Here is a 20319-nt window from a genome sequence, read left to right as displayed (position 1 = left end):
CTTAATTACGAAGTAATTTGTGAGTTTAATGCTTCAATGCCCGGCAGTTTCTCACCGGCTAAAAACTCTAACATTGCTCCTCCGCCAGTAGAAAGAAAATCAAATTTACCCGCCAAACCAAACGTATTTATTGCTGAAACTGTCTCTCCTCCTCCGGCAACTTTAAAAGCAGAGTAATTTCTAACAATTGTATCTGCAATCTCTTTTGTTCCTTTTTCAAACCTTTTATCTTCATACATTCCTAAAGGTCCATTCCATAAAATAGTTTTAGCCGGCTTAATTATTTTTTTAAAAACTTTTATGCTTTCGGGTCCGATATCAAAAACCTCTTCTTCTTTTCTTAAAGTTCTCAGCCCTCCTTTTCTCAAATATCCTTCTTTTAGATTATTTAAAGCTATTATTCCATCTAACGGCAAATGAATTTTAGGATTTGTTAAATCAATTTTTTCCATTAACTTTACCTCGGCAAAATCTCTCCCTGTTATTATTCCTTTTTGGGCAAAAATTGCTTCCCCTATTTTACTTCCTAAAATCAAATGGTCAACTATCTTTAAAATATTTAAAATTGTTTTAATTTTTGTTTCTATTTTAATCCCTGCAATTATAGCCACAAATGGATGTTTGGGTCTCTTTAAAAGCTCAGAAAAAACATTGAGCTCTTTTTCTAATAAAAACCCGGCAGCTTTTGGTAAATAGTTTGGAATAGCGACAATAGAGGTATGTTCTCTATGACATACAGAAAAAGCTTCATTAACAAAAATATCTCCTAATTTGGAGATTTTTTTTGCAAAACTCACATCATTTTCTTTTTCCTCTTTATGAAACCTTATATTTTCTAAGAGAACAACCTGGCCCGGCTTTATTATTTTTTCTATTTCTTTTCTACTATTTTCTTTTAAATAATTGGGTAAAAATTTTACCTTCTGACCCAATAACTTTTCCAGTCTCGAAACTAAATGTTTTAAACTAAATTTTCCTTTTTTCGTTTCCAGATGGCTTATCAAAATTACCCTTGTCTTTTCTTTTATTAAATATTTTAGAGTAGGAAGAGACCTCTTAATCCGAAAATCATCTAAAATTTTACCTTCTTTAGAGAGAGGAACATTAAAATCACATCTTACTAATACATTTTTCCCTTTAAAATTAAAATCTTGAAGTTTTTTCACTTCTCTTTTTTGAGAGCTTTTTCCAAGGCTTTCTTTAATTCTTTTATATCAACTTTTTTCTTTGGCCTCCTTTGTTTTCTGTCAGGTTTTTTAGAAGATGAGAAAGAAACAGGTTCTAATTTTTTTGTATTTTCTAAAGAAATAGTTTTGGTTTTTTCTTCTGTTCCTCTATATACTGAGGGTTTTTCTATTTTTCTCAGACAAGATTTACAATAAACAGGCCTCACTCCGTCTGGAGGAAACACCACCTTTGTTTTTTTACCGCACACAGAACATTGAGCATCATATAAAACAAGTTTTTTAAAGCGTTGAGTTCTGGTTTTAGCGTCAATTAAAGCCTCATCCATTAACCCAGTCCAACGGCTAATTTTACTTTCAATAATTTTTCGTTCTATACCATATCTTTCTCTAGAAATATTAATTATTGTTTTTCGGTAAGATTTTTTTGGTTTTTCAAAAGAGGGAAGAGTTTCTGCCGAAAAGGGTCTTCCTGCTATTCCCTCTATCATTAATTTCAGATAAATATTATATTTACTCAAATTAACTAAATCCTCTGTTGTTACTTCGGGAACGAATTCTTTTTCTAAATATTCAGCATCTTCAGCTCCTACCCTAAATACAATTAAAGTGCCGATATTTCCAAAAACAGCATCTCTCACTCTGCTGCTTTTTCCTGCCGGTGTTACTTCTTCCAATTGGGCCATATATTGATTAGCCAGAGTTAAAGATAACTTATACTTTCGAGCTTCAGATAAAATACTAACAAAAGCTCCTGTAGCAAAATTTTGAAACTCATCAACATATAAGAAAAACTCTTTTCTTTTCTCTTCCGGCACATCTACCCTTGACATTGCAGCTAATTGCAGTTTGGTTACTAAAAGAGCGCCTAACAGTTTTGAGTTATCTTCACCTATTTTCCCCTTTGATAAGTTAGCAATCAAAATCTTTCCTTTATCCATTAATTTTCTCATATCAATCTTTGATTTTACCTGACCTATAATATTTCTAATTAAGGGGTTTGAAATAAGTTGACCGATTTTGTTTTGAATGGCAGCCGTTGCCTCTACTTCATACCTTTGGGTATAGCGGGCAAATTCATTTACCCAGAAGGATTTTACAACAGGGTCTCTAATTTTTGATACTATTTTTCCTCGAAAATCCGGGTCAGCCAACATCCTATTAACGCCTAAAAGAGTTGAATTGGGATATTCTAAAAGAGCTAAGATAGAATTTCCTAAAATATACTCCATTCTCGCTGACCAAACGTCAGGCCAAATCTTCTTAAATACCTCCATTAAACCTGAAGCTACCAGATGTCTATATTCTGGCTCCACTTTTTCCATCACATTAAACGCAATGGGATAATTTAAATCAGCTGGATTAAAGTAGACAACATCATTAATTCTGTTTTTGGGAATAAAATCTAAAATATCCTCTGCAGCTTCTCCATGGGGATCAATAATACCCACCCCTCTCCCTGCTCGAATATCCTGAATCATCATGTTTTCTAACATCACCGTTTTTCCCATTCCGGTTTTTCCAATAACATAAATATGCCGATATCTATCGTCTGTTTTTATCCCCACTTTATTGCGCTGTCTTCTGAAAGTCGTTTCAGCAAAAAAAATTATATCTTTTTTTTTCATAGATTATTCTTTGGGTAATTCTGGCGGTGGTTTTTTCTTTGCTTCAATCCTGGAAACCCCGGGTACCGGTGCTACCCGCCAGGATGGGAAATGGAAAAGAGACGCTAACTCTTCAATGTTGAGCATAAAATCTCCTCCGGACCTGGGAAAGAAAGGAGACAATCTACTAACATAATTCCTGAACAGCTTTCTTTGTCTCAAATACATTCTCCGGGGACGGATAAGATTCAGAGGTAAAAACCAGGATTTTTTAATCTTGGTTAATGTCCTGGCGTCGGGTACTAAACCATTAAGGCTCTGGGTATAAAAACTACCAAAAAAGGTAAAAGCAAGTCTGAGTTTTGGTTTAACGAACACGTCTCTCTTGCCAAGATAAATAAATCTAATCGTGGTCGAAAAAAAAGCTTTGGACATCTTTTCTTCTATTGAAGCTACTATTTCTCTTTCACCGGGCGTCATTCTCATTTCAGGTGGTATAAACATTTCTATCTCTGGCTTTTTTGGCTCTCCTGGAACTTTACCAGTAATTAATATCTCAGCTGCCTCAAGCACCATTGGCTTATGCCCTCCTGTTTTCACAGGTCTCTTGGCTAATTTATCTCTTATCAGCTTTGATTTCTCAACCCATGCCTCTGCTTTCTCTTGATCCATCGGCTTGGCTGACATTTGAATCCAAAATTGTTCTCCCGGTCCTATCCTGGACAATGCTTCTAAGAGACTGGCTACGGGGTCTACTATTCTTTCTTCAACCGGCTCCTGCTCCTTCTCAAAACTCTTATAGGTTAAGATTGGGTAGCAATCCGCTTTCGTTAATTTATAGTCGCTTCCCCAAAGGTCCCAATCCTTATTAGGAATGTCTTGAGGAATAAGCTTGGCGTAATCATCAACTTCAGTAATTTCAACATCGGGATATTGAGAATAAATAGCAGCCTTTACGCCGTCTAAATAACCTTCGTGAACCCTGATAAAAAAACGTATTTTCCCTTCAATTGAAACAATCTCAAGTCCGATAGAGGTTTGAAATTGACCCTCAACCCATTCCTCCCACCAATTGGGAGGATGATAAACAACCCTATGAAGACTGTTCATTACATCCTCCATTGCTCTTATTGGTTTGGAAATCTCCTTTGGAATCTTAATCTCCAGTAAAATTGGTTTAAAAACATTTTTTAAAAAAATCTCAAATCTCCACCAATGCCAGAAAAATAAAAAAGGCTTTACCAAAATAAAAAGTAAAACCAACCACCACCAATTTTTAATAATTTCCAAAAAGGGTCCGAAAAATATTCCCTTTACTCCCTCTATCACCGTATTATACACACTCAAAAACTCAAAGAACATTTTAAGCTTCGTTTATTTTATATCTACCTTCTGAATCTTTTAAAAAATATTGTTTATTGCTTAAGTTTAATAAAATGGTATTTTTCTTGATTAGTCTTTGTTTTAAAACTTTTTCTAAAATCTCTTCTCTTGTTAAAGATTCCTCAGCTTCCTGTAAAATTTTTACAATTACATCTTTTACCTGACCTGGATAGTATCCCCACTCAGCCAAAGCATAAATTCCCCTGCCCACTAAAATAAATCTATCGTCTTTTATCAATTCATTATGAACGGTTTGAACGTGGCTATCTTTAACTAAATTAGAAACTTCACTAAAATGAAGAGGTTTGCAGGCTTTTTTAAAAACTAAATAAGCTTTGTCCTTTATTCCCCGGGGATTGATTTCCGGCCAATCTGAAAGGCCGTATAAATCTTCCTCATTTTTCTGAATCTTTTTGGATACCTCAAGATAAGAGAGCAAAGCTTTTTCTTTTAAAGAAGATTTATTTAACTTTTCCAAAAGCAAAGGTTTGTTTATTTTTTTGAGCTGGGTAAAAACAGAATTAATAGCTTTTTTAGCTAAAAGATAGAGGTTTTCATCTATTGTCCATAAAGAATAAAAGTCGTCGTTCTTATTAAATCTTTGAAAAGGTTCTTGCAGGGTTAATAAAAAATAAACCTCATTATTTTCTATTTTTCCACCAAGCTCTTCTAATAAAACATTTTCTTTTCTTAGGCCTCCCCAATTTTTAAGATGGTTAAGAAAATAACGAAAAACTTTTTGATACTTTTCTGTTTTTGGTTTTATTTTTCCAAAACTAACTTTTTGTATTTGGCGAACCCTCTCCCGGCAAATACCAAAGTTTTTACCGACTGACTCTAAAGTTTCTCTTTCTTTTCCCTTTAGACCAAAACGACGGGAAATAATTTCTTTTTCCCTTTCCTTTAAACCAGAGATTAAATCTATACAGATTTTTTGATAATCAAATTTTTCCATATTATTATTTTATTTAACCATTTCTAAAAAATCTCGTCAAGTTTCCTCCTTCGTTTAAAAACCAGATATTAAAGCAGAAACAATTCCCACCAAGAATATTCCATCAAAAACTCCTGCTCCTCCAATAGAAATATATCCTCCATATCTTTTTATTTTCCTTAAGTTTAGAATATCAGCTCCAATTAAAGTTCCTAACACTCCGGAAATAAAAGCTACAGGAGCTGCAAATTCAGGAACTAAAATTAAAGCAAAAAGGGCTGAAAAAATAGGAGGGATAAAAGTAGGCATAACAATTCCTTTTCCTGGAATAACTTTAGCAAAAATTTTAGAGATAATGGTCATCAGGAAAATAGCTATAAAGATAGGTCTTAATTCAAATCCTTGAACTTTAGCTTGCAGTAAAAAATAAAAAGAAAGTAAAAGGGGAATTACAGCTCCCCCAAAATTAATGGCAACATAATGAGCTTCTATTTTCGGTCTACTAAAAAGACCGAAAAAACGGGGTTCTCTTACCAAAATCATCTTTTTCTTTGTCAAAGGAATATTAATTAAAGAACCAAACAAAATAAGAAAAAGAATAAATAAAGTAGCTTCAGGCGAAATACCCAGTTTTTCAAAACCAATCATCACTATATGAAAATAACCCAGGACAAACAAAAGAGGGAGAGATAAAATAAAAAGAATAAAAATGAAAATGGTAATTGGAATGAAAAACATAATATTCAATATTGAATATTAAATATTTTTTTATCCATATTTTAGCTAACAACACCTTTTGTATTTCTATAAATAAAAGGTTTGTTGCTATTTTGAGTTTAAAATTATATAATAAGATAACATGCCAAAGTGTAAAATAAGAGGATGTAAGAAATTTACCAGATATAAAAATACTAAAGAAATTTACTGCCTAATGCATCTAGCGAGAATTAAACGTCATGGGTATCCAGAATTGAAAAAGGATGCTTATCAATCACTGGAGAAATTACCACATTCACTTGTTGACGACTTCATTCGCAAAAGTTGTCAAAAAATGATTGATAAAGAAATTGTAAAAGAATTAAAGAAAATGGGATTCCAAGGAGCTACTCAGTGGACTGTTAAGTACCGCCGAAGAAAATTAGGGATTAAAAAATACTTATATGGCGAAGTTAAAAAACATAAAGCGTGGATTAGGCAACAAGCGATAAAAAAATATGGCAATGCTTGCGAGTTATGCGGATATAATATCCATGTTGAAACTCATCATATCACGCCAAAACACCAAGGAGGGATTCATACTATAGATAACCTCATAGTGCTTTGCCCTAATTGTCACACATTAGTTACAAATAAAAAACTTACGTTAAGCAACAGAAAGGATATTACAAAGCTTAGCAGAAAAGTAAAAAAGCTACTTAAATTAACTTATCCATATTTAGGATAACAGCATTTTTTATATTTTATTGGTTTGCCAGTTTCAGGATTAACCTTTCCACAGGGACAGGGGTCATTTCTTCCAGGTTTCTTCTTTCCGGCTTCAACATTATGTCTGGCTTGAGTATTAACCTTTTGACCTTGAACAGGAGAAAGACTTGCTTTCATTAAAGTATTGACAATAGCTGTTTCTATTCCTGACAATAATTTTTTAAACATCTTATAACCCTCCTTTTTATACTCAAGCAAAGGGTCTTTTCTACCATATGCCCTTAATCTTACAGAATCTCTCAAATACTTCATATTTTCTAAATGGTTTATCCAAGACATATCTAAAATTCTCAAAGAGATAATTTTTTCAACCAGATTTATATTTTTTTCTCCAATTTCTTTCTTTTTTTTCTCATAATCTTTCCTGGAATATCCTGTTTTGTTAAACATTTCTAAAATCAAAGGGTCTAATTCTCCTTCTTGGGCTTTCTCTAAAGTCTCTTTCCTTTTTTTATAAACAACCTCTCTGTGTTTATTCATCACATCGTCATATTCTAAAACATGTTTTCTTATATCAAAATTTATTCCTTCAATCCTTGACTGTGCCTCTTCAATTGCTTTAGAAACCAAACCTGCTTCAATCGGTTGGTCTTCTGGAAGTTTTAACATTTCAGCTACAGATTTTATTTTCTCTCCTCCAAAGACTCTGATTAAGTCATCTTCTAAAGAGAGAAAAAACTGGCTGGAACCAGGGTCGCCCTGTCTCCCTGACCTTCCCCGAAGCTGATTATCAATCCTTCTTGCGTCATGTCTTTCAGTTCCAATAACATGGAGGCCTCCCAGTTTTTTGATATTCTCTGCCTCTTCCGGATTTTGAGGATTGCCTCCTAAAATTATATCAACTCCCCTACCTGCCATATTGGTAGCTATTGTCACAGTTTTTAATTTTCCGGCCTGGGCAATAATCTCTCCCTCTTTTTGATGGTTTTTTGCATTTAAGACCTGATGAGGAATCCCCTCTCTTTCCAATAACTTTGATAAATATTCGTTTTTCTCAACAGACCTCGTTCCCACTAAAGCCGGCTGGCCTTTTAAGTATCTTTTTTTTATTTCTTCAATTAATGCTTTTAATTTTCCGGTCTTTGTCTTGTATATCCTGTCCGGTAATTTTTTTCTTATTAATGGTTTGTTGGTGGGAACAATTACTACACCCAATTTATAAACCTTATCAAACTCTTCAGCTGAAGTAATGGCAGTTCCCGTCATACCGGCCAACTTTTTATACGTTCTAAATAAGTTCTGGAAAGTAATGGAAGCTAAAGTAAGAGACTCTGGATTTACGTTTACTTTCTCTTTTGCCTCAATTGCCTGATGCAAACCTCCTGACCATCGGCGACCGGGCATCAATCTGCCGGTAAATTCATCAATAATAATAACTTTTCCATCTTTAACCACATAATCTCTGTCTTTTCTAAAAAGAGCTTCAGCTCTTAAAGCCTGTTCTAAATAATGCAAATATTTTACTCCTTTTTCTTGATAAATATTTTTCAATCCTAATATCTTTTCAATTTTATTAATTCCCTCTTCTGTCAGGGTAACTACTCTTATTTTTTCATCAATTTTGTAATCTTTATCTTTATCAAGTTTTGGAATAGTTCTGGCAAATTCTAAATACCACTTTGAACTTTCAATATCAGGAGCTGAAATAATTAAAGGAGTTCTTGCTTCATCAATTAAAATTGAATCAACTTCATCAATAATGGCATAATGAAACTCTCTCTGAACCATCTGGTTCAGTTCATAAACCATATTATCTCTTAAATAATCAAAACCAAACTCATTATTTGTGCCATAAGTGATGTCAGCCAAATAAGCTTCTTTTCTTTGACAGGGTCTTAAGAAATCCTCAACAACATAAAAACCGCCCAGCTCATCTCTTGTTTTCTCTTTATCTTCGGCAGGTTTTTTGTAATCAGGGTCATACAAAAAAGATTGCTGATGATTTAGACAACCAACAGTTAATCCCAAAGCATGATAAATCTGACCCATCCAAACAGTATCTCTTCTGGCTAAATAATCGTTAACGGTAACCAAATGACATCCCTTTTCTTCTAAGGTATTTAAATACAATGGCAAAGTAGCAGCTAATGTCTTTCCCTCCCCTGTTTTCATTTCAGCAATTTTTCCTTGATGCAAAACAATTCCTCCAATTAATTGGCAGTCATAATGTCTCTGATTTAAAGTTCTTTTTGAAGCTTCTCTTACTAAAGCGAAGGCTTCAGGTAATAAATCATCTAAGGCTTCTCCTTTTCTCAGTCTCTCTTTAAATTCTTTTGTCTTTTCTTTTAACTTCTCATTAGAAAAACCCTCGAATTCTTTTTCGAGGCCATTTATTTTATCAACCAAAGGCTGCAGTTTCTTTAAATATTTCTCATTAGCATTTCCAAAAATTTTATTTAAAATTGCCACACTCTTATCGTTTTAAATATATGCATATATTGGTTTTTTAAACTTCACTCTTTTTGGCTTGAAGGGCAGATACTCAAAAATATACAAAGCAGCTCCTAACTTAGGAGATTTTTTAATAATTTTTTTATCAATCATTAAAGAAAGTCTTTTTGTGATTTCCTTGTCTTCTTTGTGAAGCATAACGTAAGGATAATAAATTTTATTCACAATCAACTCTTCTATAATCAAGTTATTTTTAGTAAAGAAATCTTGCAAAAACAAAAATCTATTTCCAATATCTCCACCCCCTAACTCCAAAAATCCTATTCCACCATCTTTATTTAATTGGTTTTTTCCAAATTTCACAAAGGCTTTTACTCCAGCTTCAGTATAAATAGGATTTGTTAAAAACCCAATAAACTTTTCTCCTAAAAGTTCTTGTTTCCTTACGTCAAACTTCTTGGTTTCAATTTTCAAATTAAATTTTAAAGAAAGCTCATCAATACAGGAAAGCAGCTCTTTGTCTGCATCAATAACAAGAGATTCTATTTTAGGCTCAGCTAAACTTAAAAGTATTGAAATAAAATCATCGTCTCCAACAAATAAAAACTTACCTTTTAAGGGTAGTCTCTCTAATATTTTTTTAACAAGGAAAATGGCTGAGGATTGAGAAATTGGCATCTGGTCCCATTCAGCTTTTATCTTAAAGAATTGAAATTTTTTAAATAAAGAGGTGACCGGTTTTTTTTCTTTAATCTTTGTTTTTAATTTTCTTTCAATTTTTCTTTTTATTTCCTTTTCGCTTTGGGGCCGAGGTATTATCTTAAAGATATCTTTTTTAAAAACTGAAACTTTACCATTTTTTTTAACCTTAACTATCTTTTCTTTCTCTAAAAATTTCAAATAACACCAAAGGTCCCAATCATCCTCTGCATTTTTAATAATGAAGTCAAAAACATTTTTAGAATAAATTATGTCTTTAACATCACTTAAAAATTCCAAAAAGGAAACTTTTTGATAATTTTCATAAAATTTTTTAAGAATTTTTTTAGTTAATTTAAGTTCCCCTACCCCAAACCAGGTTTTAACATCCCGAAAATAATAATTTTGGTCAAAAATTAAAAATTTTTTGTAAAGCTTTCTCAAAAATTTTTCCATATCATTCCAGTTTTTCTTTATAAAATTTAGGTAGAATTCCTGAAGCTAAATGTATTTTAGGAGAGTAATATTTTAAACCCTTAATTTTTTTATATCTCTTTTCTATCTTTTTAATATTAAAACCTTCCAGGTTTATCTTTTTAGAAGCTAAAGTGAAACTAAAATCCGAACCCTGATAATCAGGAGTAAATATTCTATGCACTTTTACATAAGGAAAAGAAGGGGTTAGATTTTTAATCACGGTCTTGATTTCTGAAAGTTGGTCTAAAAAATTTCCACTTTGGGTAATAAGAATTCCTTCTTTTTTTAAAGCCAAAAAGCTATTCTGATAAAATCTTTTTTGAAATAAAGGAAGAGAAGGACCTGCCGGATCTGTAGAGTCAACAATTATTACATCAAAAAAGTCTTTGAATTTTTTAACAAAACTCACTCCATCTCCAAAAAATAGTTTTACTTTCTTTTGTTTCAAAGAATTCTTTATACCTAAAAATGAAAGATGTTTTTTTGAGATTTCCACTACTTCTGAATCCAACTCCACCCAAAAAATTTCTTTTAAAGAATGTTTTAAAACTTCACGCAGAACGCCACCATCTCCTCCTCCTATAATTAAAATTCTTTCAGGATTTGGGTGATAAAATAAAGGCAGATGGGAAATCATTTCATGATAAATAAATTCATATTTTTCTGACAATTGAACAATACCATCTAAAACAAAAATCCTTCCTAAAGCGAAGGTATCTAAAATTTCAATTTTCTGATATTTACTTTTTCCAGAATAAATTCTTTTTTTCAGTTTCCAACCAATTTTAGAATCTTGAACGATATTGGGAAGCCCTTTTTCAAAAAACCATTTTTTCATGTCTTCAACGAATAATTGTTCTACTTTTAATTTTTTTTGCTTTAAAGAATTTTTTAGTAAAGTCCTTAGTTTTTTTATCGTTAAATAACTTACAAGAAAAAATATTGATAAACGCCCTATCCCACAGTTCGGAAAAATGACCAGAGACTAAACTGGTTTCTATTAACTGAACCAAAGAAAAGCCAGCTATAGAACCTGTTCCAAATCTTTTGATGATTGCTCTGCCGTATTTTTTAACTTTAATCAGTTTACAAATCCTATTTGAATATTCTAAGATTTTCTTCTTTGACCTTAAAATCTTTGGGTCACAGTCATAAAGGTCCATAATCAATTCCTGTCCATAAATTTTCGATTGATTTTCTTTCATATTGTTCCTCTTTTTATTTTTTTTATTTCAACTTTTTTGGGATTAAATTTTTTTCTTAAATAGTTTAGTGATTTATCTGGAAAAGCCTTCTCCCCGCAGGTAAAAATATCTATTGCTAAATAATTATATTCGGGCCAAGCATGAAGAGCAATATGGCTTTCAGCTAATAAAACAACCCCGGTTATACCCTGGGGTAAAAATTTATGAGTGGTTACTTCTAAAGGAGTATTTCCCCCTTTTTCAGCAGCTGTAATTAAAATCTTCTCAATTTCTTTTGAGTCTTCTATGATTTTGCTTCCCCAAAATTCGGCAACTATGTGAATACCGGCATATTTTTGTTTTTTTCCATTGACCCATTGATTGACCCATTGTATGGATCTCTTTGTTTTTTTAATCATTTTTCTATCAACCGCTTTATCTTTCAGCATTTTCTAATAGGAAATGCTGAAAAACTGTCTCAACAATTTTTGTTGAGAAAAACAAAGAGTGAAACAAAAAAGCGATTGAGGGTTAAATACCTTCTTCTAATGTTCTCCCCTTCTGATCAAATCTTGCCTGGGGAGATATTTTCATTCTTTTTTTAAGAACTCTACTTTTTCTTTTTTCCTTTGAAATCATTTTTTCTTTTTGCTTTTTAAGTCCTATCTGCAGTTCATCTTTTACTTCCGTAATTGCTAATCTTAAATCTTTTGAAATAGCTTCTGCTCTTATACTCTTTCCTGAAAATCTTATTTGGCATTCGGCTCGAAAAAATGGTCCTCTCTTATGATGCAGTGTTTCTTTTCCAATCTCTACCCATGCTACAAGTGCTGGTTTTGCCTTACCAGAGGAAGGACTTTTATATTTTCCGTTATATAACACTTTTATAAATTTTTCAAGGGAATTTATTTTTTCTTTAATAAAATCTTCTATAGCCCGATTCAGTGTTATGTTTTTGGTTTCAATGTTTATCTTCATAATAAAACCCCGCCTCTATAGTATAACATTTTTAAAAATTTTTGCAAATATTTAAACTAAGGCGGGGAAGGCATTTATCTCTTCTTTCTCTTCTTTCTTTTCTTTGTCTTTTTCTTTTTTGCTTTTCTTTTTTTTGCCTTTTTCTTTTTTGCCTTTTTCTTTTTTCTTTTTACCATGATTTAATATTTTAAAAATATTTGGGCAAATAGTCGACCGCTATCGCCATAAAAATTATTTCTTTATTTAATTTTCTCATTATGAAAAATTAATGTCAACTGTGCAAAAAAAAATTTATCGAAATTAATCAAAGATATTGAAGTTCTTCCTTTAAACTGATTCCAAATTTCTTTTTTACTTTTAATTTTACCAACTTTATTAATTTTTTAACATCTTTTGCTTTTCCGTTCCCTAAATTAATAATAAAGTTTGAATGTTTTTTTGAAATTCTTACATTTCCAATTTTTTTTCCAGCTAAACCGCAATCTTCAATTATACGACCTGAAGGAATAGCTTCAGGTTTTTTCCTTTTTGATTTTTTATCATAAGGAATGTTTTCAAAAATACTTCCAGCTGTTGGGAATTCTAAGGGATGATGTTCTCTACGATAATCTAAATAGCTTTTCATTTCTTCCTCGCTTTTTTTTCTATTTCCTTTTCTAAGCTTAATTTGGCAAGACAAAATAACCAAGTTTGGATTTTTTTTAAAAATACTGTTCCGATAACTGAATTTACATTTTTTGTTATTCAAATTTATTATTTTTTGTTTTTCAACGTCAAAAACTTCAACTTCCTTAATAATATCTCCCATTGATTTTTCCCAGGCACCGGCATTTCCCCGTACAGCTCCTCCTACTGTTCCGGGAATTCCGGCTGACCACTCAAGCCCTGTCAAACTTTTTTTTGCTGCAATTTTAGTTAATTTTTCTAATGATAAACCAGCTTCTGCAAAAATAGTGCAATTTTGAACTTTAAACTTTGAATTTTGAACTTTTATTATAAAACCCCTAAATCCTTTATCGGAAACCAAGAGCTTGCTTCCGCCACCTAAAATATAAAAAGATAATTTTAATTTTTTGCTTGTTTTTAGCGCTAAAATTAAATCTTTTTTTGTTTTAGCTTCAAAAAAATATTTAGCCGGACCTCCAATCCTAAAACTGGTGTGACCTTTAAGCGGTACATTAAATTGTATTTCAGGAAGAATATTTTTTAGTTCTTTAGTTTTAGTTTTCATTCTTTAAAGGACCGGGAGAGTTTACCCTTATACTAAGTCTTTTGTGAGTGCTGCTCCCGGCCCAATTTTATTTTAACATTCTCTAAAAGCGAGTCAAAAAAACAATAGGCCCCGCTCGAGTGGGGTCTATTGTCGACTTAGAAAGAGTCCCGAAGGAACACTCACATTTTAAATATTAGCAAATTTAAAATATTCTGTCAACCCCGTAGAAGAATTACTGAAGTAAAAGTTGATTAATTTTAGCTCTTTTCATTGAACCTACAAAACCAGTTCCTCTAATCTAGTATTATTGGGGTAATTCTTTTAAAAACTGCTCAACCTCGGGAGCTAAATCTGGATTAATCTCTATTACTTTCTGAGCTGCTTGTTTTGCTTTTTCAAATTGGCCCAGGTTGGCATAACTGTTGGCTAAACCTGCCCAGACCTCGGCATTTTCAGGATGAATTTCTATTGCCTCTTGGTAAAGATATAACAAGCTCAAATCATCTCTTAAAACCTGATAAATTTCAGCTGCCTGTCTTAGATTGTTCACGTTCTTTTTCCAATTATAACCTGCTTTTTCTGCATCTTTTACCTTTTGTAAGGCTTCTTCATACTGACCTGTCATCTTATGGGTCATAGCCAAATACCAATAAGATACACCCAGTCTTGGTTCTAAATCAATTGCTTTTTCAAATAAATCTAAAGCTGCCTCTTCTTCGTCTTCTGCTCTCTTAACTTCACCTAAATACCAGTAGCCCTGCTGATTTGTTGGGCTTAATTCTATGGCTTTCTCAAGAATTTTTTCAGCTAAAATCAACTTTTCTTTGTTATGACTAAAATAATAATCGCTAAAATAAAGCTTGCCAAAAAAAAGATGAGGGCGGAAATCCAGGGGGTTTTTTCTAATGCTCTCTTGCATCTGCTCTTCAGCCATAAGAAAGGCAGATTCCAAAACCTGCCTGTTTTCTTTTGAATCAAAACCAGCTTCATAAACCCTTTGGGCAAACTGCTCCCTTATTTCGTATTTTTCCATTAAGGTATTTAGGGCTTTTTTGTAAAAATCCAATCTCTTTTCCAGGTTAACAGAAGAAACAATCATGTGAACTGTGTTTACGGCGCTATTGGCAGGTTGAATATTTCCAAAGTAAAGTAAAAAAACAGTTAGAACCCCAATCACACCAGAAATGAGATATCTGCCAAAACCCTCTTCAAGTACCCCTAAAGGGGAATTGGATGATTCTTCAGCTGGTTGAAAAAATAAATCTTCTTTCTCTGTTATCAAAAAAGTGACAAATCCCAGGCTCAAAAAAAAGACGGTGTAGCTTGATATCATATCAAAAACTAACAGGTTTTGAAAAAAATAAACAATCAACAAAACCGCCATTCCCAAAAAAGAAAAAATATTCCTCTTTTCTTTAAGATAAACTCTTAAAAGACCAAAGATTGAAACAGCAAAAATTAACAAATAACTTAAAAGACCAACTACCCCGGTGGTAACCAGGCTATCTAAAACAATATTGTGTGCTCTGTCAAACCAAATCTCTCCTCCGCATTCTGACAGAAACATACAGGGATTAAAAAATTTTGTAAAAACCACATTGAAGTTTTCAGGACCCCAGCCAAATATCGGCTTTTGTAAAAATCCTTTCCAGGCCTTTTCCCAAACAACAAATCTGGGTTTCATCTTTTGTAAAGTTATCTCAATTGTATTTTTAATAAAAGTAGGTTGATAAATTGCAAGAATTATTCCTAAAACTATTAAAAACAAAACTAGAAATACCCCCATCTTTTTCAGGTTTTTTTTCCCTGAAAAAATTAAATAACCCAACAAAAATAGAACCATCCCTCCCAAAAAAGAGATAATCGCACCCCTGGCTGTAGAAGTGAGCAGTACTGAAATTAACAAAAATAAAGATAATCCTGAGAAAATTCTCCAGCCAGAAGTCTTTTTTTCCAAAAACAAAATCAAGGCAAAAAAAATGTCAAACAGTAAGTAAGCTGCCATAAAAGAAGTATTTCCAATTGTCCCTCCTCCCCTGGTAGAGACTTCTATTTCTCCTGGAAGCAAAACATAGAAACAAAGCAAAATACCAACTAATATGGAAACAGAAAGAATCTTTTCCCAATCTTCTCTTTTTTTGAAACAGCTGGTCAAAATAATGAAAAAAACTAAAAGATGAAAAAAGGTAAAGAGACCCGTCATTCTTTCAAAAGTGCTCCAAAAACTTCTTTCAAAGTTAATTCCCAAAAAAGACGTCAGAATCAATACTCCGACAAAGATAAAGATTGAAATAGACAGAATATTAATTTTTGGACGATAGCGAGGAAAATATATAGCCAGAATTAAGAAAGCCGCAAAAATAATTTCAGCCAAAATCCTAAAATAAATGGTCTTTGGGGTAACAAAGGGAAAAAAAGAACTCCTGCTTATAACTAAGGGAGTGAATAAAATTAAATATGTCCCCCATCTGATTATTGAAAGGCAAAAATTCTCTAAACCTCGATTTTCACTTTTTCTGTTTTCTTTACCCATTTTATTATTTATCTTTTTATTTTAAGCAATAAATCATTATCAGTCAAAATTTCTCTACTTGGGTTGATTTTTAATCATTTTTCTTTTAAACTTAATAATTGCATTATCATCTCTAAGTTAATCTATGTTAAATACGCTAAGTTTCAAAAAATTTCTTCTTTTCTTAGGAGATATTTTTTTGCTCTATGTTTCGCTTTTAATAACGTTATTTTTAGGATTTTTTGAAGAATTCAATTCTCAAGTCTTTATTTTACATTTGCTTCCTTTTTCAATAGTTTATTTTTTTTGGCTCATAATTTTTTATATCTCCGGGCTTTATGATCTTCCTCTAATTAAAAGCAAAATCTCTTTTTACAGCCACATTTTTGGAGCAATTTTAAGTGGTTTAATTTTGGGAATGCTTTTTTTCTATACTATTCCTTTTTTCGGAATCACTCCCAAAACTAATTTAATATTAAATAGTTTAATTTTTGGTATTTTATTAGTACTCTGGCGCAATTTTTTTTACTCTTTATTCTCTGTTCATTTTTTAAACAAAACGGCAATAGTTGGTAAAGGACCTCAGGTTGAGGATTTAAAAAAAGGAATATCAGAAAGACCCTATTTAGGTTATAGAATAGTTCCAATTGATTTTAAAAAAGACCTTCTTTCTCAAATCCAAAAAGAAAACATTAATACCGTCATATTTACCGAAGAATATGAGTCTGACCCAAAAGTTCTTAAAGCTCTTTATCTCTGTTTGCCCGCCCGCGTAAATTTTTTAGATTTTGCAAGTGCTTATGAAATGATTTATGAAAAAATTCCGGTTTCAATGATTTCTCACGCCTGGTTTTTAGAAAATTTAAAGGAAGGAGGAAGGGATTTTTATGATAAAATAAAAAGCTTGTTTGATGTAGTTCTGTCCAGTCTTTTACTAATCTTAACTTTACCTTTTTGGCCATTAATTGCTCTATCTATTAAATTGGAAGATAGAGGACCTGTTTTTTATAGACAAGAAAGGGTTGGAAAGGATAGAAAAAATTTTTTATTAATTAAATTTAGGTCAATGAAGGTAGGAGCAGAAAAAGAAGAAGCTGTTTGGGCAAAAAAAGAAGATAAAAGAAGAACCAAAGTTGGTAAATTTTTAAGAAGAGTACACTTTGACGAGATTCCTCAAATGCTCAACATAATAAAGGGAGATATTTCTTTAGTAGGTCCCAGACCGGAGAGACCTGAGTTTGTCAAAAAATTAGGGGAAGAAATCCCCTATTACCATTTAAGACATATTATAAAACCCGGCTTTACCGGGTGGGCTCAAATTAAATTCAGGTATGGAAGGTCTGTTATGGACAGTAAAGAAAAATTCGAGTATGACTTATATTATTTAAAAAATAGAAATCTCCTGCTTGATATAGGAGTTCTGTTAAAAACTTTTCAATTATTCTTTCCAAAAGAAGACTAAAGATAATTAAGTTTTTTGTTCTTTTTTAATTTCTTTACCAGCTCTTTAACCCTTTGAGAGTCTTTCTTGTTGCAAACTAAAATAATATCATCGGTAACTGCAATTATTAAATCTTTAACCCCTACTGTTGTTACTAGTTTATCAGATCTTCCATAAACCATAATATTTTCAGAACCAACCTCAATATAATTTCCTTTTACAAAATTCTTGTTCGGCAAAGACAAACAATCTTTTAAAACCGACCAACTACCGATATCTGACCAACCCATAGATATAGGTAAAACAGCATTCTTTTTATAGTTTTCAACTATTGAATAATCAAAAGATACATTATCCATTGCTAAATATTCTTTTTCCAGCACTTTCTTAAAACCAGATTTTCTTATAGCTTTTTTTATTTTCTCATACCTTTGATAATTATCTGGTACAAACTTTTTTATTAAGTTTTCAATTAAAGCCGGAGTAAAAATAAATATCCCTGCATTCCATAAATACTTTTCCGTTTTTAAAAAGCTTCTTGCTCTCTTTAGGTTTGGCTTCTCTTTGAAAAAAGGAACTTTATAAATTTTAAATTTATTATATTTAGTTAAAAGCTTACCTTGTTTTATATACCCAAGCCCAGTATCAGGAAAGTTGGGTTTTTCCCCTAAAAGCAATATATAATCTGGATTCTCTTTTATAAAACTTTCTCCAACTAATAACGCTTCTTGAAACTTTTTTTCATCTTTTATTAAATGATCAGAAGGTAAAATTACCACGGGTTCTGAAAAATCTTTTTGTTTTAGATGTGCAAAAAAAAGCAAGAAAGCCGCTACCCTTTCTCTACTTGCAGGCTCTGAAATAATGTTCCTAGAAAGAAGTTTAGGTATTTCTAGTTTTATTTCTTTCAAATAGTGTTTATTTGTAGACACATAAATATCATTAATCGAAAACAAAGGTAAAATCCTTTCAAACGTTTCTTGAAACATTGTTTTCTGAGAAATCAGTTTTTGGAACTGTTTTGGCTTATATTCTCTAGAAAGAGGCCACAATCTTGATCCCTTTCCTCCAGCTAAAATTAAAGCCTTCATAAAGATTTATTTTATGTTTTTCTTAATTCTTCTTGTATCCATTGATAAGTCTTTTTTAGCCCTTCCTCTAAAGAAACTATGGGCTTCCAATTAAGCGTTTCTTTAACTAATGTTAAATCAGCATTTCTTCCTCTTACTCCTTGGGGTTTATCTAATTGATGAACTTTTTCTAAACGCTTTCCTGCAATATTAGAGATTATGTCTACTAATCCATTAATCGTTACTAATCTATCAGAACCAATATTCAAAGGCTCTCTATAATCAGACTCCATCAAAGCATAAGTTCCCTCTAAACAATCATCGATATAGCAAAAAGAACGAGTCTGTTTACCGTCTCCCCAAATATCAATTTTATCTCCATCTTTAGCTAAGGCTATTTTCCTGCATAAAGCTGCTGGAGCTTTTTCTCTTCCTCCTTCATAAGTTCCCTCTTCACCATAAATATTATGATATCTTGTAATCCTAACATCTAAACCATAATCTTGATGATAATTTTGATAAACTCTTTCGGAAAATAGCTTTTCCCAACCATATTCATTATCAGGATCGCCAGGATAAGCATCTGACTCTTTTAAGGCAGTTATCGAAGGATCTTTCTGTTTAGCTATAGGATAAATACATGCAGAAGAAGAATAAAACAATCGTTTTATATTATTTCTTTTTGAAGCTTCTGCCATATTAATATTAATCAAAACATTATCTCTCATTACATCAGCTCTATGAAAAGTGATAAATCCTATTCCTCCCATATTAGCAGCTAAGGTATAAACCTTGTCTATTCCCTCAGTTGCTTTTAGGCAATTTTGGAAGTTTCTTAAATCTAAAAGCAAGAATTCATCAGCTTCATTTTTTGGAGAAAATTCTGGGTATTTAATATCTACACCTCTTACCCAGTAACCTTTCTTTTGTAAAAATCTGACTAAATGGTGGCCAATAAATCCACCTGCTCCTGTGACTAAGATTTTTTCTTTATTGTTCATTTTTTAAAATATTGAGAGATTTTAGATAAAGGTTTTAAGAAAATTCTTAAAAAACTTATCTTCAACCCATTTATTTTATAAGCCTTATAACATTCGACATTTCCCTTAACAATATTAAGAAGGTTTTTATTACTTTGACCTCCTATCCTCATTTTTACCAAAACCTGAGACATATAACAAGATTTTAATTTATACTTTTCTAAAAACCTCAACATTAATTCATAATCAGCTGAAATGGGAAAATCTAAATTAAAAACACCGTATTTTTTATAAATCTGTTTTTTAACAAAAAACGTTGAATGTGGAGGCATCCATCCTTTTTGAAACTTCCCTTCTTTGTATTCTGAAGACTTCCAATATCTGACTATTTTATCTGAATTATTTGCATTTACATAAATCAAATCTCCCCAGCAAACATCTGCTTTATCCTCTTCCATCTTTTCAACCACCTTTTTAATTACATTCCCGTCAGCATATAAGTCGTCTCCATTTAAAATTCCGATAATATCACCCGAAGCCATTGCTATTCCCTTATTCATAGCATCATAAATTCCCTTATCGGGTTCGGAAACAATCTTTTTGATTTTGTCTTTATATCTATTAATGATATCTAAGGTTCCGTCTGTTGAGCCACCGTCGATAATAATATACTCTATGTTCTCGTAGCCCTGCTCTAAAACACTCTTTAATGTTTTTTCAATGGTTTTTTTTCCGTTCAAGACTACCGTAATTATTGAAATCAATGGGAAATTTGTCATAA

18 protein-coding genes are annotated in these 20319 nt (G+C 31.9%); 2 read left to right on the top strand and 16 right to left on the bottom strand.

The annotated features are described in order from the left end of the window. Positions 1-5: 5 nt before the first annotated feature. Genes IB617_01665 through IB617_01645 form a run of 5 tightly spaced genes read right to left on the bottom strand, consistent with a single transcriptional unit; the run spans position 6 to position 5846 of the window. A complete protein-coding gene (locus IB617_01665) occupies positions 6-1166 on the bottom strand; it encodes a phosphoglycerate kinase (protein ID UZE93521.1) in 1161 nt (386 codons plus the stop codon). Beyond that, positions 1163-2812 carry a type IV secretion system DNA-binding domain-containing protein gene (locus IB617_01660; protein UZE93520.1) on the bottom strand — a complete coding sequence of 550 codons (1650 nt, stop codon included), beginning with the start codon at positions 2810-2812 and terminating at the stop codon, positions 1163-1165. Before IB617_01660 ends, IB617_01665 begins: the two co-directional genes overlap by 4 nt. 3 nt (positions 2813-2815) lie before the next feature. Beyond that, on the bottom strand, positions 2816-4153 hold the full coding sequence (locus tag IB617_01655) for a hypothetical protein (GenBank protein UZE93519.1): 1338 nt from the start codon (positions 4151-4153) through the stop codon (positions 2816-2818). A gap of 1 nt (position 4154) precedes the next feature. Continuing rightward, positions 4155-5129: a hypothetical protein gene (locus IB617_01650; protein UZE93518.1), complete on the bottom strand. Its 975-nt coding sequence runs from the start codon at positions 5127-5129 to the stop codon at positions 4155-4157. Between the two features lie 54 nt (positions 5130-5183). Continuing rightward, the gene (locus IB617_01645) at positions 5184-5846 is read right to left on the bottom strand and encodes a DUF1614 domain-containing protein (protein ID UZE93517.1); all 663 of its coding nucleotides are present in this window, start codon (positions 5844-5846) and stop codon (positions 5184-5186) included. A 121-nt stretch (positions 5847-5967) separates the two neighbouring features. On the opposite strand from IB617_01645, the gene IB617_01640 reads away from it, so the two are divergent. Continuing rightward, positions 5968-6552 (top strand): HNH endonuclease, encoded by a 585-nt coding sequence (locus IB617_01640; protein UZE93516.1) that lies wholly within the window; start codon positions 5968-5970, stop codon positions 6550-6552. Here the strand turns inward: IB617_01640 and secA are convergent. The 8 genes from secA to IB617_01600 form a co-directional block, all read right to left on the bottom strand. Further along, entirely contained in the window at positions 6534-9002 is a 2469-nt protein-coding gene (gene secA, locus IB617_01635) for a preprotein translocase subunit SecA (GenBank protein UZE93515.1), read from the bottom strand. The genes IB617_01640 and secA overlap by 19 nt on opposite strands. A 12-nt stretch (positions 9003-9014) precedes the next feature. Next, entirely contained in the window at positions 9015-10139 is a 1125-nt protein-coding gene (locus IB617_01630; protein ID UZE93514.1) for a bis-aminopropyl spermidine synthase family protein, read from the bottom strand. A gap of 1 nt (position 10140) precedes the next feature. Next, positions 10141-10998 (bottom strand): polyamine aminopropyltransferase, encoded by an 858-nt coding sequence (gene speE / locus IB617_01625; protein ID UZE93513.1) that lies wholly within the window; start codon positions 10996-10998, stop codon positions 10141-10143. A gap of 4 nt (positions 10999-11002) precedes the next feature. Further along, positions 11003-11365, bottom strand: coding sequence for an S-adenosylmethionine decarboxylase (locus tag IB617_01620; GenBank protein ID UZE93512.1), 363 nt, complete (start codon positions 11363-11365; stop codon positions 11003-11005). After that, a complete protein-coding gene (gene speD, locus IB617_01615; protein UZE93534.1) occupies positions 11362-11763 on the bottom strand; it encodes an adenosylmethionine decarboxylase in 402 nt (133 codons plus the stop codon). The genes IB617_01620 and speD overlap by 4 nt, the downstream gene beginning before the upstream one ends. 112 nt (positions 11764-11875) lie before the next feature. Continuing rightward, positions 11876-12322 (bottom strand): ribosome-associated translation inhibitor RaiA, encoded by a 447-nt coding sequence (gene raiA, locus IB617_01610; GenBank protein UZE93511.1) that lies wholly within the window; start codon positions 12320-12322, stop codon positions 11876-11878. Between the two features lie 304 nt (positions 12323-12626). After that, entirely contained in the window at positions 12627-13553 is a 927-nt protein-coding gene (gene murB / locus IB617_01605) for a UDP-N-acetylmuramate dehydrogenase (GenBank protein ID UZE93510.1), read from the bottom strand. 286 nt (positions 13554-13839) lie between these two features. Continuing rightward, positions 13840-16068, bottom strand: a complete 2229-nt coding sequence (locus tag IB617_01600; protein ID UZE93509.1) for a tetratricopeptide repeat protein — start codon at positions 16066-16068, stop codon at positions 13840-13842. Between the two features lie 124 nt (positions 16069-16192). Here IB617_01600 and IB617_01595 point away from each other — a divergent pair, with 124 nt between their 5' ends. Further along, positions 16193-17509, top strand: coding sequence for a sugar transferase (locus IB617_01595; GenBank protein UZE93508.1), 1317 nt, complete (start codon positions 16193-16195; stop codon positions 17507-17509). Here IB617_01595 and IB617_01590 read toward each other — a convergent pair. Genes IB617_01590 through IB617_01580 form a run of 3 tightly spaced genes read right to left on the bottom strand, consistent with a single transcriptional unit; the run spans position 17506 to position 20317 of the window. Beyond that, complete coding sequence (locus IB617_01590; GenBank protein ID UZE93507.1) at positions 17506-18579, bottom strand: mannose-1-phosphate guanylyltransferase; 1074 nt, start codon at positions 18577-18579, stop codon at positions 17506-17508. The genes IB617_01595 and IB617_01590 overlap by 4 nt on opposite strands. A gap of 11 nt (positions 18580-18590) precedes the next feature. Beyond that, positions 18591-19559 (bottom strand): NAD-dependent epimerase/dehydratase family protein, encoded by a 969-nt coding sequence (locus IB617_01585; protein ID UZE93506.1) that lies wholly within the window; start codon positions 19557-19559, stop codon positions 18591-18593. Then, complete coding sequence (locus tag IB617_01580; protein ID UZE93505.1) at positions 19556-20317, bottom strand: glycosyltransferase; 762 nt, start codon at positions 20315-20317, stop codon at positions 19556-19558. Before IB617_01580 ends, IB617_01585 begins: the two co-directional genes overlap by 4 nt. Positions 20318-20319: the final 2 nt, after the last annotated feature.

Source organism: Candidatus Nealsonbacteria bacterium (genome assembly GCA_026016225.1).
Classification (GTDB): domain Bacteria; phylum Patescibacteriota; class Minisyncoccia; order Minisyncoccales; family JANBVM01; genus Nealson33H.
The sequence above is the reverse complement of the archived record's forward strand: the minus strand, read 5'-3'. Positions and strand labels throughout refer to the sequence as shown.

Excerpts from the sequence above, each read along its gene's own strand:
- IB617_01620 (UZE93512.1), bottom strand. The coding sequence starts at position 11,365 with ATGAAAGAAAATCAATCGAAAATTTATGGACAGGAATTGATTATGGAC.
- murB (UZE93510.1), bottom strand. The coding sequence starts at position 13,553 with ATGAAAACTAAAACTAAAGAACTAAAAAATATTCTTCCTGAAATACAA.
- speE (UZE93513.1), bottom strand. The coding sequence starts at position 10,998 with ATGAAAAAATGGTTTTTTGAAAAAGGGCTTCCCAATATCGTTCAAGAT.
- raiA (UZE93511.1), bottom strand. The coding sequence starts at position 12,322 with ATGAAGATAAACATTGAAACCAAAAACATAACACTGAATCGGGCTATA.
- speD (UZE93534.1), bottom strand. The coding sequence starts at position 11,763 with ATGATTAAAAAAACAAAGAGATCCATACAATGGGTCAATCAATGGGTC.
- IB617_01585 (UZE93506.1), bottom strand. The coding sequence starts at position 19,559 with ATGAACAATAAAGAAAAAATCTTAGTCACAGGAGCAGGTGGATTTATT.
- IB617_01650 (UZE93518.1), bottom strand. The coding sequence starts at position 5,129 with ATGGAAAAATTTGATTATCAAAAAATCTGTATAGATTTAATCTCTGGT.
- IB617_01630 (UZE93514.1), bottom strand. The coding sequence starts at position 10,139 with ATGGAAAAATTTTTGAGAAAGCTTTACAAAAAATTTTTAATTTTTGAC.
- IB617_01660 (UZE93520.1), bottom strand. The coding sequence starts at position 2,812 with ATGAAAAAAAAAGATATAATTTTTTTTGCTGAAACGACTTTCAGAAGA.
- IB617_01595 (UZE93508.1), top strand. The coding sequence starts at position 16,193 with ATGTTAAATACGCTAAGTTTCAAAAAATTTCTTCTTTTCTTAGGAGAT.
- IB617_01590 (UZE93507.1), bottom strand. The coding sequence starts at position 18,579 with ATGAAGGCTTTAATTTTAGCTGGAGGAAAGGGATCAAGATTGTGGCCT.
- IB617_01600 (UZE93509.1), bottom strand. The coding sequence starts at position 16,068 with ATGGGTAAAGAAAACAGAAAAAGTGAAAATCGAGGTTTAGAGAATTTT.
- IB617_01645 (UZE93517.1), bottom strand. The coding sequence starts at position 5,846 with ATGTTTTTCATTCCAATTACCATTTTCATTTTTATTCTTTTTATTTTA.
- IB617_01655 (UZE93519.1), bottom strand. The coding sequence starts at position 4,153 with ATGTTCTTTGAGTTTTTGAGTGTGTATAATACGGTGATAGAGGGAGTA.
- IB617_01580 (UZE93505.1), bottom strand. The coding sequence starts at position 20,317 with ATGACAAATTTCCCATTGATTTCAATAATTACGGTAGTCTTGAACGGA.
- IB617_01640 (UZE93516.1), top strand. The coding sequence starts at position 5,968 with ATGCCAAAGTGTAAAATAAGAGGATGTAAGAAATTTACCAGATATAAA.